The sequence below is a fragment of the Pararhodonellum marinum genome (genome assembly GCF_015354735.1).
GTDB classification, from domain to species: domain Bacteria; phylum Bacteroidota; class Bacteroidia; order Cytophagales; family Cyclobacteriaceae; genus Pararhodonellum; species Pararhodonellum marinum.
The window spans coordinates 51,026-66,424 of the sequence record NZ_JACEFJ010000013.1; the positions used below are offsets into that span (position 1 = coordinate 51,026).

A 15,399-nucleotide genomic window follows, 5' to 3' on the forward strand; every position below is an offset into this window, starting at 1 on the left:
TTAATTTTAATATCCTGGATTCTGAGAAAGATTTGGGTTAACATTTCTTTCCCTTTGTGGAATCGGGAAAAGATTGTAAATAGGGTTGACACTGATTCCTTTGGCCAAATTTACTTTTTCCTCCAATTTGCCCAATCTTACCAGGTCAAACCACCTGTGTCCTTCCGCCACAAATTCTTTCCGTCTTTCGGATATGATCGCCGAAATAAATGCTTCTTGGGTATTGATTTCCACATTCGGAAGGTTGGCCCTGGTTCTGACTTTGTTCAAATACTCATTTGCGGTGGCAAATTGCCCCAAGGCAGCTTGAGCTTCAGCATAGATCAATAAAACCTCCGCATACCGAATGACTTGAAAATCATTGAATGATCCACCTGCGGTGGGATCTGCGGGTTCATCCCAATATTTCCGAATGTGAATTTTGCTTAAGTTGACTTGATTTCCATTGTCATCGAGGAAGTTAGCCATAAAGGTTACTGATTTACGGCTATCTTCATTAGAAAAGTCATTATAAAGGTGATCTGTAGCCACCTGCCAACCGTGGGTATTGTTGACTTTCGCTCTGGACCGGGTCAATTCCAAGGGCAATAACCGAACATTGAACTGGCCTACCTCCCAAAAAGAAATCGCACCACCTGCATCCCCGAAGCCTACGGAAAAGACCGCTTCCTTACCCCCTCTGCTGGAGAGTTTAAAAACATCTTCAAAGGAATCCCACAAGCCGTATTTTCCGGAGTTAATCACCTCCAAAGCTTTTTCCGATGCTTTTTCGTAGTCTTCCAAAGTAAGGTAAACTTTGGAAAGCAAAGCTTTGGCGGCACCACGTGTCGCCCTGCCTCTTAGTATGTCACCCACTTCAGGTAAATCCTCTGCCGCTGTTAAATCTGCAATAATCTGAGCGTAAACTTCACTGGCAGGATCTGATGCGGGATACAAGGGACTTTCTTCGGTAGTCAATAGCGGAATATCGCCATACATTCTTACCAGATTGAAATAAAGCAACCCCCTCAAAAATTTGGCTTCATTAACTAGCCTGTTTTTCTGGTTTGAATCCATTTCTATCAATGGAATTCTTTCTATGGCAATGTTGGCTAAAAAGATGGATTTGTAATGGACCTCCCAAATTTCAAGCATGTTGGTGTTTTCAGCATTGTACCCAAAATTGGCCAATTCGTCATTCCAAAAAGTACCCAGCTGATTGTTATTCATTTCGTCAGAGGCAAGACCAATGGTATACCAAAATGTACTATGGTAAATCCCTGCTGTATTTCCTGCGGAGTAGGAGCCCAAATAGCCATAAATGGCATTGATGGCAAATTCAGCATCTTGTGCGCTGATATAGAAATTGCTTTGGGCTACCCTGTCTTTTGGGTTTTCAACCAGAAAATCGTCACAAGAGGTCATTGAAGCCACTGTCGCCCAGAATATGACGAGTTGAACTATTTTATTGGAGATTATTTTATGCGTGGTTTTCATCGTCATGTCAGAAGTATTAAAACCCAATATTTAAACCCATGATAAACATTTTAGCTTGAGGATAAATCCCATCATCCACCCCCACAAGATTGGTGGTACTTCCGTAGGCATTGGCTTCCGGATCGTATCCACTGTAACTGGTAAATGTCAGGAGGTTGGTGGCACTCGCATATATTTTCAGGTTTGAAATCTTCAATCGACTTAGGAGATCCGGAGATAAATTGTACCCCAAAGTCACATTTCTAAGCCGGATGTATGAGGCATCTTCGATTAGTCTTGAGGAGAAGAAATTGTCCGTGGAAGTGGCCAAAGCTCTCGCGTATTCGTTGCTTGGATTTTGTGGTGTCCACCTGTTCAAGCCTGCCTCTGCCAATACATTCTGCTGCCCGTTTACATTTCCCAGATTAAGCCGGTTCATGTTGACCATTTGATTACCTTGGGAACCTTGGAAAAAGAAGGTCAAAGAGAAATTGCTGTACCTCAGTTCATTGTTGATCCCCCAAGTGAAATCAGGTTGAGCAGTACCAATTACCGTTCGGTCAAAATCATTGATGATGCCATCAGGAACGCCATTGGGCCCACTGATATCACGGTATTTTCTATCTCCGGCTCCAGGGGATTGACCCACAGGAACAGGGCTGTTCGCAGCTTCGTCGGCAGATTGAAAGATCCCGTCAAAAACATATCCGAAAAAGGTTCCTATTGGATATCCTTTGCGAAGGATATTGCCTCCTGCGCCCAGGAAAATATCTTCATCACTGGCAAGATTGGTTACTTTGTTTCTGTTGATGGAAAAATTAAAGGCCGTATTCCACTTGAGTTTTGAATCGATATTCACAGAATTTATAGCCAACTCAAATCCTTTGTTCTGAACATTGCCGATGTTCAATAAAGTGGTTCCAAAACCGGAGGTAAAAGGGATCGGCGTTCTTAACAACAAGTCTCTTGTATTTTTAAGATAAATTTCTGTTGTGGCACTAATTCTGCCTTCCAAAAAAGACATGTCAATTCCTAAGTTGGACTGTTCAGTTGTTTCCCATTTCAGATCCCTGTTGGGGTAGGAAAGGGGTTCTCTAGCCCTAAAATCAACCACCACATTGGAATTATTGAATACACCTTCGCCAAAGGGACCAACTAAAGCCAGAGATTGGTAAGGCGGAATTGCTTGGTTACCAGTCCAGCCATAACTTACCCTCATTTTAAGGTCTGTAAACACAGATTGGTTTTGCATAAATGGTTCCTCAGAAACTATCCAAGCAAATGCACCGGAGGGAAAATATCCAAATTTATTTCCTTCCGCAAATTTGGAAGATCCGTCAATTCTACCAGAAAGGGTGAATAGATATCTATTGGAGAATGAATAATTAATTCTGGTCAAATAAGAAAGCATGCTCCATTCCAGCTCACTGTTCAATGGATTTTGAGGATTATCAGCTGCTCCTAAGTTGTGCCATCCAGTTCTGGAATCAGGAAATCCAAAGGCAAACGCACTGAGGGTTTCGTTTCTAAAACTCTGAAGTTCAAACCCTCCCAAGATATTGAAAGAGCTCCGATCATTGATTTTTTTGTCATAATTGATCGTATTGGTATTGATCCAGGTTAAGGCCTGTAGGGTGGACACCCCTGCTTCTCCTAGTGAGGCCTCGGTTCTTTTCAGTCCATCCGGCCCAAAAGTATTGGACTTGGTAAAAAGACCATCAATCCCTATACTCGTACGGAAAGAGAGTCCTTCTAAAATTTTATAGTCAGCAGAAAGATTTCCTAAAAACCTCGAAGTATTTGTAATGGATTCGTATAACAAAGCCTCTGCTACTGGATTAGCTATCCCAGCTTTGAGAAGATGTTCGAAAGTATAACCAAGTGGCTGATTGGGATCTCGGACAGGCGCAATCGGATTGAATTGCAAGGCATTGGAAATCACACCAGGAATGATTGTTCCAGGTCCGGTCAGGACACCATTTGAGGTAAGCTTGCTGTAAGATAAGTTGGTTCCAATGGTTAATCTGTCAGAAACATCGGTATCCAAATTTACCCTGAAAGAAAATCTTTCAAAATCAGAACCTATGACGATACCATCTTGGTTGAAATAGCCCCCACTGATGGCGTACCTGGTATTGGCGTTACCTCCTGAAATGGATAGCTGATAATTAGAGATTGGGGCGGTCCTAAATAATTCACTTTGCCAATTGGTTCCCTCACCGAATCGATCCGGATTCAAATATATAGGAGCCCTGCCGGCATTGATGTTTGCATCATTGACCAATGTTGCAAATTGGGAGGCATTCAACAGTTCCAGTTGATTGGCTACCTCTTGTACCCCATAGTAGCTTTCTAGGTTGACCACACTTCTTCCAGCTTTGCCTTTTTTGGTAGTAATCAAAATTACCCCATTGGCTCCTCTAGAACCATAAATGGAGGTTGCCGAAGCATCTTTTAAAATTTCTATGGATTCTATCTCATTGGGATTGATGGTAGAAAGCGCACCTACCCTAGGTCCTCTACCTCCGATTGACAGTTCATCTCCTTCATTGTTGATCAACATGCCATCAATCACATACAAAGGCTCACTGCTCGCATTGATCGAACTGGTTCCTCTGATTCTTATATTGGTCTCTCCGCCCGGTGCGCCAGTGGTGGTAACCACTTGAACGCCAGCTGCCCTTCCCTGTAAGGCCTGATCGAATGAAGCAACAGGAATGGCTTTGATATCTTCGGAGCGTACTGAGGACACGGATCCAGTCAAATCAGACTTTTTAACTGAACCATAGCCTATCACGATTACTTCGTCAAGTTGAGACTGATCAGGAGAAAGATCTATATTCAATACATTTCTATTACCGACTGCAATTTCCTGAGCAATATATCCAACAAATGAAAAAACTAAAGTCACGTTGCCCTCAGTTTCCAAGCTGAAGTTCCCGTCCATGTCGGTGATTGTCCCTTTTCCAGGGGTGTTTTTGACAATGATATTGACCCCAGGCAAGGATTCACCTGAACTGGCATCCCTCACTTTTCCATTTATCTGGACCTGTGCCATTAAAACCTGGAAAATCCCGCCGAACAGCAGCGCAAACAACAATGATTTCTTCATAAAATCAGACCTCTGCAAATTTTGGGTTTGTTAACTGGTATTTGGAATGTTCAGAAAGCAATACGCCTGACGATTGGTAAATCCTAGTAAACTAAGCGAGAAGTTAGTATGTACTTACATTTGAACAAACGAAAGTTTCAAAAAAAATTATAATTCGCAAAAATAAACTTGATATATTTTTTCAAACAAGAGACACCAACAATTCGCTAAAATTCAAGAAAGAACAAAAATTAATACAGATACTACTAGTATCTGCCTAAAAAATTTCTGCTATTTAAAATATTTGCTGAATTATTATAGAAAAAATAAATTTAAATATTAAAAATGCGATAGAATTTAATTTTCTTTAATAGCGATATATATACAATTTAGGGGAATTTTACTGCCTAATATTTATGAATAGATGAGAATGACTAGTCATTTTTAAAAAGTTTCTTTTATATTTGTTTGAACATAAAGACATAGATTATTTTGTTATGACCTTAGAGATAGATCATAAAAGCCCCATCCCTTTGCATGTCCAAGTGGAGGGACTGTTGAGAGATTTGATCAAAGAACCAGAATATCAAGATGGCAAACTTTTACCAAAAGAGGTAGACTTGGCCAAAAAACTTGGAATTTCCAGGAACACCATTCGGCAAGCTACCAATAAACTGGTCCATGAAAATCTATTAGATAGAAAAAAGGGTGTAGGCACCAAAGTGATTAAACAAAGTGTTTCTACCAAACTTGACAATTGGCTCAGTTTTTCTAAAGAGATGCATCAAAAAGGCATGGACTTTAACAATTACCGAATTGATGTCAATTGGGTAGATGCAGATGAAGAAATCTCCAATGCCTTGCAAATCAAGGAAAAAACTGAGGTTTTGAGGCTTGAACGTTTAAAAGGATTTGACAAGGGACCAATCGTTTATTTTATTTCCTATTTCCACCCTAGAGTTGGGCTTACAGGAAGTGAGGATTTCAGGGGGCATCTCTACGATATTTTGGAAAAGGATTACCATACCGTTCCTGCAGTTTCAAAGGAAGAAATAACTGCCATGCTTGCCAACAATAAGCTATGCAAATTACTGGGTCTCCTCCCAGGGGAACCGGTTCTATTTAGAAAAAGATTGGTCTGTGATCCAGGAGATCGGCCTATAGAATACAATTTAGGCTATTACAGAGCAGACCAGTTCAAATATACCATTGATATTAAACGGTAGGTTGGCAATTATGTGTGAGAATTACTCGGCTATCGGCTGACCTTACCTCTCCACCAACATTTCAATCGAAACCGCAAAATATTGGGCATTTTTATCAAAACGGGCTATTTGAGCACTTTCAGGAACATACAGTCCCATTTGCAGGATTTTCTTACGGTCATTTTGGTAGGCCAAGGCAAAAACCTCCGAAGGCCGAAGCAAGTCAAAAACCAAAAAAACCTCTTCAATATTTTCGTCCAATAATACCTCCTCCTTGAATTCCACCACATTCCAGCCGGTTTTTGAAACTTTGATTTTTATGGGACCCGGTGCAAAATCGTTAAGGCCCTCAGTGGAATATAAACGCGATGGCTTAAATGAATCACCTTTTCTTTGACCAATTATTCTCAAAGTAATTTCCTCCTCTACAAAGCCATCCATATCCGACACATAAAAATGTAATTTGGTAAGGATTTTTTTTCTTCGTTTGGGCAGTTTGACCCAAGTAACATATTTCGAATCTATAAAGGTACCTTCATCAACAGTTTTCATTAGACGCTTTCGGTCTTCCACAGGACTTGCGGTATCGCCCAGGGTCAGGGACTTCAGTGCTTTCTCCGAAAGGGTAAATTGAGGCAGTTCCATTTCCTTTACCTTGAGGACAATAGTCTTGTTTGCCCTTAAACTAGACAGGGAAAAAGTGGTATCATTGAGACCAAAACCTGATATCCTGATATGTTCTTCCTTTTCAAATAATTTTTGGTTGACAGAAAAGTACCCATTTTCATCGGTGGAGGTGAAATGATCCTGGGAAAGAAAATAAACCTTGGCAAAAGCCAAAGGTTCCTGTTCCAAGGAAACCAGCCTGATCTTGGTATCTTGTGCATACAAGTTCAAGGCCAAGAGAAAAGTTGCGAGGGTTGGGAAAATTTTCATCGGAAGGTGGCGGTAGTTTTAATACAAAAACAAAAATTAAAATGTAAAATCCTATTAAAAATCAAGGTATGAACAAACCAAAATAAGGCCGCCTTAAAAAATCGAGCTACTGAATGGATATTTTTGGAATAAGTACCAATATGGCGAGTATAAACTCTAGCAACGACTGGACTGAAGGAAAAAACCATTTACGAGTGCCGGGCGGTGCTGGTTGACATATAAGTAAGATCGTGGCTTCCAGTCCAGATCCATTTCCTTTTGACAGGATTCAGAGACGCAAAGAAATCAAGTCTTTAATCAAAACGACCCGAACGTTGATCGAAGTGGATCTGGTGGATGATGCCCGGGTGATGTGCAGGTTTTGGAGGGGTATGGGGTGAAGATTTAGTTTGCCTGACTTCATATACCAAATTCTTGCATTCAAATTTTTTTTGCTCCTCGCCCTTATAAATATACAAGGGTCGGGTTTTCGTTGTTATCTCATTCTGTTGGCAAGTAAAGTTTCACAGTTCCTTTTTTAAACAGCACTTCGTCCAAATGTCCCATTTTTTGTCGGTCATTTGTCATTAAGTGCATATGGAGATAAGTGTCGTGATGTGTGAAAATTGCCTTATGATCTGTTGAGAAGAAACCGATTAATTCCGATTGTTCATTGTTAACTTGATAATTCACTTGTCCTTTATGTGCTTCATCTGGAGAACTAACTTTTGAACCTTCCGGTAAATTCACGATATGGATTGTCGCCTGTTCAACTATTCCGTCCATTTTAAACATATAAGGTCGAGTTAGATTTTTAGTCACTTCGTCGAGATATATTTCTAGTTGTTTAATTGTCTGAATGCTATCGGGTAGGAACTGCTCTTTCCACTTGGAAATGTTGGCGTAGCCAAAAAATGGGGCTTTAATGTCATAAGTTTCTTCAATTTTCATTGTCTTGTCTGAAACAACTGTTGATTTATAAGATTTACCGTCTATAATTATGATTTCTCCTGCTAGGTATTCGACTGGTCCAAGTCCGTATAAATTTGTCTTGTTGGCAATGGTATCAAGGTTAATGTTTCCATAAAGTTGTCCTTTCAACATTACTTTTTTCATCTCTCCAACAATTTTTACTTCGTTTGTTGAATGTTGGGCCTTGTTTATGCAATTTGTTAAAGTCAAAATAGTCAGACCGAGAAGCGCTTTTTGGAAATTCATTTTTTTCGTTTTGTTTTTTTTACTTGTCTTGAAACAATGAAGCATGTACAGCTTCCCCGAGTTTGGAATGGTGGTCATGTTTGTGGGTTCTTTCGGTATGATTATGCGCTGTGTGTTCCCTGTTTTTTGTTTGCTACTCTATCGTTTGAGTTGCCGTCTTAGCATTCTGACTAACGTCGGTTATTCAAAAACCTCCGTTGATTACAGGCTAAATATAGCTCTGTTACCTTGGATTTAAGCGGAAAACTGAAAAATGAAAATTCAGCAACCCTAAAATATCAGAGAGCAGTATAGGTGGATTTTCAAAGTAGCCTTTAAAAATATCACCCTATATTTCCCATAGTTGAAGTGCGAAATTTAATCTCCTCTTGAGCAGGGTTTTTAGACATTCTGACGGTTTCCAGCTTAGAAATGTGGGGATTTCAAAATACTGTCCTATCCGTCCGTGACACAGACAGCCATGAAGTGACAAACCTTTCTGAATCCACTGTTCGCCCCATGGTTTCTCGGGTGCTGTTTAGCGAAAGTTTTTGACTTCTTCTATCTCGATTTTTATTCTTTCATTAATATCAACCTTGGTATCGATAAATGCAAAAATGGTTGTTCCGTATTCACGTGCAAAATGATTGGTTACTGAGTCTGCGATCAGTGCGGTATGGAAATAAGGACTTGTTTTTTCCCATTCCATTTCTCTTTCTGAAGACCTCTTGATTCTTATGAGGTTAATATATTCTTGGTCAAGGTTAAACCAGTTGATGTAATCTGCATTGAAAGACACTGCTCTTATTCCTTGGGTTGAATAATAATTTATCGCACCGGCTTGTCCATAATTATCGCAAAGAATTAGGGTCATTTCCTGGTTAGGAAGACTTGAGTAAACTTTATCAACTTTGTATGCCAACTCTTTCCATCCTAACATATCTGCATAATCCTGAGGCAATTCATAGTCATTTCCATCCTCCCAACGTAGTAAGCCCAAAGTCTTCAATCTTTGTCCATTTTCAGCAAAGTATTCAGGACTTTTATTGGGAAAGGCTACATGGTACATCGGGATGAAAAACAATATGGGAACCGCAATGGCAATTGGTTGTAAGATTTTTATCCGACGTCTTTCAAATAAGTCCGCCAGATAAACAGCTCCAAAAGCAATATAAATCGGATAAATGCCAACCGCATAATAGTCCTTTGCCCTAAAATACATGAATACGATAAGTGTAAAAATGATTGACCAAAAAAATGGCCTGTACTTTCCATAGGGTTCATAAGACCATAAAGCAATTAATGCTGAAATGATTACAAACAGTGAACCCGTAAAAAACAGCAATTGTGACTTTAAGAAATCCCATCTGTTGACATTTACCAATTGAAGTTCGGACAATTCTCTCAGATGATTAAAAACAGGGAACTGATTATTGTATTGCCAAATCAGATTGGGTAGAATCAATAACAGGAACAATGATATTGCAATTAAAAAATTTTTGTTTAACAACAGTTTACGTTGCGCTGTCATCATAAAGGCAGGAAATAGCCCGATAAGCAAAAATACAATATTGTACTTGTTCAGGAAACCAATGGCTAACACTACAGCGCCTACATAAAGCCATTTGGGTTTTTCCGTATTGATATACTTGATGACAACAAAATAAAAAGCTGTCCAACATAGCACGTCCAATGAATTGGGCTGGTAAAGCGTATTGAGTCTTAACAAAATGGAAAACAGTACGCAGGTAGCTCCCAAGGTTAATGCAAATAAATTTCCCCTAAGTTCTTCAATGGTTTTCCAAACCACTAAAATTGTCATGGATCCAAAAAATGCAGGGAAAAATTTAATCCAAAATACTGAATTGCCCAAAAACTTAATTATATATGATATCCAAGAAGTAACGGGCGGAACGGACAAATATCCAAATGCCAAATGATTTGCCTGATCAAGATAAAGGTACTCATCTCGCTGTAAATCATATGCAGGGCTAATCAGAATGTATTGCAATATAAATTTTAGAACAATGAATCCTGTTAAAATCAAAGTTTTCTTTATCATATGGTTTCGATTCTAAAATTATTGCTAACATGATTCAACTACCCTAAGGTTGCGATTTTAGATTACTTCACTGTCAACCAAGCCCAAACTTTGATAGGTTCAAAAAGCTTGTTTGAACCATTGAACCATCACTTTTGGATAGATGCTGTAGTTCTCGTCTTTTGTCAAGTGTCACTATCTTTTTATTTACTAGTTCGTCCAATATTAGATTTAGTTTCTCGTCCAATGTTTTGTTTCCAATAATTTTCAAGACAGGATTTTTGGCCTGTGCTAACCAAGTATTGTGAGCATCTAAAGTTCTGTTAGCAAGTCCTGTGTTGTGGTCATAATCTGTTGCCCAGGCAATAAATTCAGTAAATTGTTTTGCTCTTTTTGGATCTGTGTATATGGTGTCACCATATCTTTCTAATTCACGTTTTTTAAGCCTTTCAATTCTTATTTCATTTGGTAGGTATAGAAATATTATTAAGTCAAAATCTGGGAAAAAATTTTCTCCCCAATTAATGATTGAACCGCCCAATATCCAATTTTCTATTTCACTTATATCTTTGGCAATAAGATGGTTTCTTTCGTTTGGATCTCGTCTTTGGGTGAAAGGTGGTTCTGTTTTAATCCAAAAATAGTCATCACTGTCAAAATATTTCAAGCCTAATTTTTTAGCCAAAAATTTTCCTAACGTTGTTACCCCACTCCCTGATGCTCCAAAAATATGAAGTTTCATTGTCTTAGCTGTTTTGCCAAAATTACCAGGACATTTTAAAGTTTAAAAACCCCAATCACCGGGTAGGGGATTTTATGTCCAAAATAGAAATTATTTACCATAAACCAGCTTATCAAACGAACCAAAAAACATAGATGTCTATCAGCTGGCATACTCATCCACCTAGCAGCCGTTTCACCATGCGGATGTCAATCAACAGCCTAGACAAATGCAAAGCATTCATGGGTCCCTAAAAAACAAATTCTATATCCATAAAAAGCCCTGAAAAATGAAAGCATCAATCAGGGCTTTTTTTCTGGGGCTTTTCTCTAGTGGGCTAAATGTTAGCGGGTCGTTGTTTTTCTTCTCCTACGCTCATAATCTTCATATTTGCATGTCTCCCGCTCTAAATGACCATTCCAAATGTTTGTCTATATCTTGCCTTAATAGCATATTCAATTGTGCTGTATGATGTTGGGTATGTCTCATATTGTAAAGCAAAATCTCTAAAACAGGATAATCCATATCATTTGGTTCGTTTCCTTCTTTAAATCTTTTATTTTGATTTTCGTACGTCAATGAGTAAATAAGTTGTTTACATTTTTCACGACTTTGTCTAAGGTATTCCACAATTTCTTGCTTGTTATAAATTTTTTTGGGGATTAAATCATCAATAGCCTCCTTTGGTTTGTCTTTCTCGTCCTTATGAGTAAAATCAAGTATCGGCTTAAAATCTTTTGGCGGAATTGTCAAATAGTAGTCCAAAAATATTGCACTGTGAAAAGCGATATAATAAAATCTCCGATTTTGTTCTAAATAGTTGACGGGGCAATTTGAAACCACATTGATAAGCATATCAATGCTTGCACCAAATTGGTTCCACACTATTGCTTTTGTTGATTCGTCCATATTTTGCCCTTTTAATTTACTGAATTGGTCGTTGTCTTCCTTTCTTCAAATTCTTTTAATCGTTTCTTGGTTGCAAGCCCTTTCCAACTGAGTTCAAGGACTTCCATTAAAAGTTTCTTATCGTAATTATGTATCCACATACAGATATATGGATAAGATTTGAAATGCTCGGGCAAATGAAAAATCTCTGGGTGACTGTCCAAATATTTGTCTCGTAGTTCGAAGTCAAGTCGTATTGGGATGAATTCTCCACTGTCGTGAAGTCTGCACATCAATTTGCCACGAACTTTTACCGATGGTGTTCCTTCGTGGGATACGCTTTCTTCTGTATCGGGGAAAGTTAAAGCAATATTCTTTACTGCTTCAAAATCCGAGTAGTTAAAGTTTACTGCTTTGTTATTCATTGTCAATTGGTTTGAGTGCTTACTGCCCAATAATTTCCTGCAAAATCATAGAAAGAACCCCTTGTATCTGGGTCGCCTTGTTTGTTAACTGGTTTTTCAATCAATTCACAACCGTTCTCAATAGCTTTGTTAAAAGTCTCGAATACATTCGGCACATAAATATGAAGCATTGTCTTATTAGCTTCATAACCTTCATTACTATCACTAATCATTATCACAGAATCATCTAATTTCAATTCGATATGAGAAATTTTCCCGTTTTCGTGGTCAAATCTCCTTAAAGTCTTAGCTTCAAAAATAGTAGTCAATAAGTCCACTAATTTTTGAGCATTGTCAACAATTAGATAGGGTGAAAGCGAATTGTAATTTCGAGGTTTATATTGTTTCATTTTCTTGTCTGTTTTTTTTGTTGAGGTTTTCGTTACAATGCCCGCTAACTAGTAAATAACTCGAACACATTGAGTTTATATCACTTACAGCATTACCTAATATGAAGGAAAAAGGCGTAATAGGCAATTTTTTGGTGTTTGGAATATCCATCCGTTAGAAAATGGTTGTAAGGGATTGAAAACTGATTCCGCTGGTATGTTTGACAAAGGCCTGATCACTGATTCCAGTGAGTGTTAGCTAAACTCTGTCTGGGTATACCCATTTCCAATCGTGATTGATTGGCTGTGATTCTGGATACTCCTTATTCCTACAGTCTATAAATTCGTTTTGGGTCATTTTAATTCCAACTTATTATGACGTCTGCCATTATTTTCAAAGTTTGTTCATTGACTTCTTTGATATCAAAGCGCTTTCCAACTTCTTTGAATTTCATTAAGTCCTCAGCTTCAACAATCATTATAACTTCATTCTGTAGCTTCCTCATTTCTTCTTCTCCTTCATAAGTTAAATAGTTCTTAACTTGCTCTTCAAATCCTTTCTCTGAAAACTCCGTATTCATAGTTGAAAGCATAACTAACCAATGTTCGAAATATGCTTCTGGGTATTTGTCTTCCAGTTTCATTTTTTAATGTGCTACAACTAGTGAATTATCCCAACCCATTGAAATTACATCGCTGATATCATTATCCAATATGAAGTAAAAAAGCGGAATAGGCAATTATTTGGCCTTTTGGATGATCCGGGAGGAAATGGTTGTAAGCGATTGAAAACTGATTCCACTGGTATTTTTGACAAAGGCCCAATTTCTGATTCCATTTAACACCCCCCTAAAATAAACCCTTATTTAATTAACAAAAAATACTCATTTCAAATCCACCGAAATTCCGACTCAAACCCCATAAGCACTTCAACGTTCCGGATGCTTTCGGGATGAGTTTTCATACTAGGCTTTACAAGTTGCACAAAAACTTAGTTGTTTTAGCCAGTTCTTTATTTATGGCGAATAATATCGTTTATATAATTCCAAAGAGAAATTACTTTCAGGGAATTTATTTTTGTACCATAACTGTAATCCATACCATGTAATATCTCGTGTCTATTTAGTCGGATGGGAAATCTCGAAATATTATCCGTCTTTTCATTTATTCCAGTTGGTTGATTCAGAGGAATTTCAAACCCTTTGATGATAAATTTTTCTTTTTCAGAAATTTTTTCTTCTATTTCTGGTTTGTAAATTTTTTTAGTGCGTTGTAATTGGATATTATTTTTAAAATAAAGCTTTTTTGCTTCATCATAACACAAGCCGTCTATTTGCGTCAGTGATAAAACGATGGATGAAAAAAATCTCTTATTTCTGTGATTTTCAAAGGCTTCTTCAATGATAAGTTTTCGATTTGGATTTCTGTTTACAATTCTTTTCTCCATGTTATCCAATTCTCCTTCGTAGTATTCAATTAAAATCTCATCAACTTCTTTTGAATTGCCTTTTTTTAGTTTTCGACCAAGTTCTACAGGGGCTGTTGGAATAGAATCATAACCTAAATACCAACCATAATTAGATAATTCTAAAATTCCTGAAGGAGTTTCTTTTTCTAAAATTTTCAATGATCTTGCTAGTCTTTCAGGAAAGTTTTTAAGAATCTCTCTTAGTTCATCTGATGGAAAATTTTTGGTTTTACTATTCATTCCATATTCAGTTTTTTTAAAATTGGTTTAACTAGTAATTAACCTTAACATTTGACGATACATCGGTTAATATCATTACCCAATATGAAGGAAAAAGGCGGAATAGGCAATTATTTGGTATTTTGGATGATCCGCTCTTTTACAAATAAAAAAATCCCATAATAGGGTATTTTACCAAAATAGGCCCTGATAACTGTAAAACCTGAGGCGATTCAGTTCTGGTTCGGTGAAAAGAGAGTGGATAAAACGGTTCGATTTGTGCCACCTGTTTCGGTTCAAACAGTGCCAGTTTTCTGATTTAGTTTTCACTTCCTTTTATCCCCCGGGAGAAAGCAGATCGGGTTCATCATTTCGCGCATGCGGGAGCGGATGCGGTCGCCGTAGCGTTTTTCGATTTCGTCGCCGGTGAGGTGGGTGGTGATGTGGGTGATCATTCTTTGGTTGATGAATAGTTCATAGCGGGTAAGGAGGATTTCCGCCATGACGTTATATTCGGTGCCGAAGTATTTTTGGGATACCTCCACCCCCAGGTCATCGAAGCAGTAGGCTTTGGGATGGTATGCCATCAATGTAGGTTCGTCGAAATCAAGCTCCTTTAATACCTGTGGCTGAATGGGAAAGCAAAGAGGTTTGATCTGATTAGGAATGCAATCAGCTTAATTCTTTTTTTCAGTTATTAGAAGTCCTATTTGATAATGAAAGTTAATGGCAATTATCAGCCGAGTTAGTCCGTCATTTAGCTCCTCAGTGGATAAGCTATCATATAAAACCTTAGCAACAAGTCCCGGACTAATATCAATTCCGGTTTTAACAACTTCAAGGTAGTCATTCATGGCCTTGCTGTCATTCTTGTTTAAAAGACAACTGACGTAATTGCCTGTTGGATCAAGCACAATTGGGTCGTATACTTCTTGCTTTTGGATTTCACCGTTCCACGCTGTTAATGGCACTTCAATAAGAGCTTCTTTATCAAAGCTTGAGGTTTTAACCCATGAATTTTGATAGAATTTAGAATTTCGAAATTCATGCATATCTTCCTCAAATGTTGAGTATTTGAAAAAGGTCTGTGAGAAATTGCCTGTTGCTACACTACCTAAATATTGTTTGTAGGATTCGGTTAAGTTCGATCCATAACTATTGATTAAATGTTTTTCAAATTTCTCACTAAGCGAGTTTAAGAGTTCGATATCAGAGGATTCCAAACAGTCTTGGAGTTCGTTTGCATAATTACCGGTTGATTGCGATTGACAACTCGATACTATTCCAATAGTCAATGCAAGAGACAATATTTTAAAGACTAATTTCATTCTGTGCAATTTTGCGGATAACGGTACGGCATATGGCTTGTGGCGCTTTCGAAGATAAATCTTTCATCTCAGGATAAT

Annotated in this window: 15 protein-coding genes; 2 read left to right on the forward strand and 13 right to left on the reverse strand. The window is 38.0% G+C overall.

What is annotated here, in order from left to right; translation table 11 throughout:
- Window positions 1–6: 6 nt before the first annotated feature.
- Together H1A14_RS19135 and H1A14_RS19140 are read right to left on the reverse strand one after the other, a co-directional pair.
- Window positions 7–1,482 carry a RagB/SusD family nutrient uptake outer membrane protein gene (locus H1A14_RS19135; protein WP_228527880.1) on the reverse strand — a complete coding sequence of 492 codons (1,476 nt, stop codon included), beginning with the start codon at window positions 1,480–1,482 and terminating at the stop codon, window positions 7–9.
- 10 nt (window positions 1,483–1,492) lie between these two features.
- Entirely contained in the window at window positions 1,493–4,567 is a 3,075-nt protein-coding gene (locus H1A14_RS19140) for a SusC/RagA family TonB-linked outer membrane protein (RefSeq protein WP_194777908.1), read from the reverse strand.
- A gap of 476 nt (window positions 4,568–5,043) precedes the next feature.
- On the opposite strand from H1A14_RS19140, the gene H1A14_RS19145 reads away from it, so the two are divergent.
- Complete coding sequence (locus H1A14_RS19145) at window positions 5,044–5,772, forward strand: GntR family transcriptional regulator (RefSeq protein WP_194777909.1); 729 nt, start codon at window positions 5,044–5,046, stop codon at window positions 5,770–5,772.
- Window positions 5,773–5,814: 42 nt separating this feature from the next.
- On the opposite strand, the gene H1A14_RS19150 is transcribed toward H1A14_RS19145, so the two are convergent.
- Window positions 5,815–6,687 (reverse strand): hypothetical protein, encoded by an 873-nt coding sequence (locus H1A14_RS19150; RefSeq protein WP_194777910.1) that lies wholly within the window; start codon window positions 6,685–6,687, stop codon window positions 5,815–5,817.
- Window positions 6,688–6,917: 230 nt separating this feature from the next.
- Between H1A14_RS19150 and H1A14_RS19155 the strand changes: the two genes are divergently transcribed.
- Window positions 6,918–7,067 (forward strand): hypothetical protein, encoded by a 150-nt coding sequence (locus tag H1A14_RS19155; protein WP_194777911.1) that lies wholly within the window; start codon window positions 6,918–6,920, stop codon window positions 7,065–7,067.
- Between the two features lie 100 nt (window positions 7,068–7,167).
- On the opposite strand, the gene H1A14_RS19160 is transcribed toward H1A14_RS19155, so the two are convergent.
- The 10 genes from H1A14_RS19160 to H1A14_RS19205 form a co-directional block, all read right to left on the reverse strand.
- Window positions 7,168–7,962: an acetolactate decarboxylase gene (locus H1A14_RS19160; RefSeq protein WP_228527881.1), complete on the reverse strand. Its 795-nt coding sequence runs from the start codon at window positions 7,960–7,962 to the stop codon at window positions 7,168–7,170.
- Between the two features lie 439 nt (window positions 7,963–8,401).
- Entirely contained in the window at window positions 8,402–9,925 is a 1,524-nt protein-coding gene (locus H1A14_RS19165) for an ArnT family glycosyltransferase (protein WP_194777912.1), read from the reverse strand.
- 73 nt (window positions 9,926–9,998) lie between these two features.
- Window positions 9,999–10,646, reverse strand: coding sequence for an AAA family ATPase (locus tag H1A14_RS19170; RefSeq protein ID WP_194777913.1), 648 nt, complete (start codon window positions 10,644–10,646; stop codon window positions 9,999–10,001).
- 363 nt (window positions 10,647–11,009) lie between these two features.
- On the reverse strand, window positions 11,010–11,534 hold the full coding sequence (locus H1A14_RS19175) for a DinB family protein (protein ID WP_194777914.1): 525 nt from the start codon (window positions 11,532–11,534) through the stop codon (window positions 11,010–11,012).
- Window positions 11,535–11,545: 11 nt separating this feature from the next.
- Window positions 11,546–11,938 (reverse strand): hypothetical protein, encoded by a 393-nt coding sequence (locus H1A14_RS19180; protein WP_194777915.1) that lies wholly within the window; start codon window positions 11,936–11,938, stop codon window positions 11,546–11,548.
- Window positions 11,939–11,940: 2 nt separating this feature from the next.
- Entirely contained in the window at window positions 11,941–12,327 is a 387-nt protein-coding gene (locus H1A14_RS19185; protein ID WP_194777916.1) for a VOC family protein, read from the reverse strand.
- Between the two features lie 338 nt (window positions 12,328–12,665).
- On the reverse strand, window positions 12,666–12,950 hold the full coding sequence (locus tag H1A14_RS19190; protein WP_194777917.1) for a hypothetical protein: 285 nt from the start codon (window positions 12,948–12,950) through the stop codon (window positions 12,666–12,668).
- 368 nt (window positions 12,951–13,318) lie between these two features.
- Window positions 13,319–14,014 (reverse strand): hypothetical protein, encoded by a 696-nt coding sequence (locus H1A14_RS19195; protein ID WP_194777918.1) that lies wholly within the window; start codon window positions 14,012–14,014, stop codon window positions 13,319–13,321.
- Window positions 14,015–14,319: 305 nt separating this feature from the next.
- Window positions 14,320–14,580, reverse strand: coding sequence for a P-loop NTPase family protein (locus H1A14_RS19200; RefSeq protein ID WP_194777919.1), 261 nt, complete (start codon window positions 14,578–14,580; stop codon window positions 14,320–14,322).
- A 90-nt stretch (window positions 14,581–14,670) separates the two neighbouring features.
- Complete coding sequence (locus H1A14_RS19205) at window positions 14,671–15,321, reverse strand: hypothetical protein (RefSeq protein WP_194777920.1); 651 nt, start codon at window positions 15,319–15,321, stop codon at window positions 14,671–14,673.
- Between the last annotated feature and the right edge of the window lie 78 nt (window positions 15,322–15,399).

Bases quoted from the DNA above. Each gene is read 5' to 3' on its own strand.
- H1A14_RS19135 (WP_228527880.1), bottom strand. From the start codon at position 1,482: ATGACGATGAAAACCACGCATAAAATAATCTCCAATAAAATAGTTCAA.
- H1A14_RS19140 (WP_194777908.1), bottom strand. From the start codon at position 4,567: ATGAAGAAATCATTGTTGTTTGCGCTGCTGTTCGGCGGGATTTTCCAG.
- H1A14_RS19145 (WP_194777909.1), top strand. From the start codon at position 5,044: ATGACCTTAGAGATAGATCATAAAAGCCCCATCCCTTTGCATGTCCAA.
- H1A14_RS19150 (WP_194777910.1), bottom strand. From the start codon at position 6,687: ATGAAAATTTTCCCAACCCTCGCAACTTTTCTCTTGGCCTTGAACTTG.
- H1A14_RS19160 (WP_228527881.1), bottom strand. From the start codon at position 7,962: ATGACCACCATTCCAAACTCGGGGAAGCTGTACATGCTTCATTGTTTC.
- H1A14_RS19165 (WP_194777912.1), bottom strand. From the start codon at position 9,925: ATGATAAAGAAAACTTTGATTTTAACAGGATTCATTGTTCTAAAATTT.
- H1A14_RS19170 (WP_194777913.1), bottom strand. From the start codon at position 10,646: ATGAAACTTCATATTTTTGGAGCATCAGGGAGTGGGGTAACAACGTTA.
- H1A14_RS19175 (WP_194777914.1), bottom strand. From the start codon at position 11,534: ATGGACGAATCAACAAAAGCAATAGTGTGGAACCAATTTGGTGCAAGC.
- H1A14_RS19180 (WP_194777915.1), bottom strand. From the start codon at position 11,938: ATGAATAACAAAGCAGTAAACTTTAACTACTCGGATTTTGAAGCAGTA.
- H1A14_RS19185 (WP_194777916.1), bottom strand. From the start codon at position 12,327: ATGAAACAATATAAACCTCGAAATTACAATTCGCTTTCACCCTATCTA.
- H1A14_RS19190 (WP_194777917.1), bottom strand. From the start codon at position 12,950: ATGAAACTGGAAGACAAATACCCAGAAGCATATTTCGAACATTGGTTA.
- H1A14_RS19195 (WP_194777918.1), bottom strand. From the start codon at position 14,014: ATGAATAGTAAAACCAAAAATTTTCCATCAGATGAACTAAGAGAGATT.
- H1A14_RS19200 (WP_194777919.1), bottom strand. From the start codon at position 14,580: ATGGCATACCATCCCAAAGCCTACTGCTTCGATGACCTGGGGGTGGAG.
- H1A14_RS19205 (WP_194777920.1), bottom strand. From the start codon at position 15,321: ATGAAATTAGTCTTTAAAATATTGTCTCTTGCATTGACTATTGGAATA.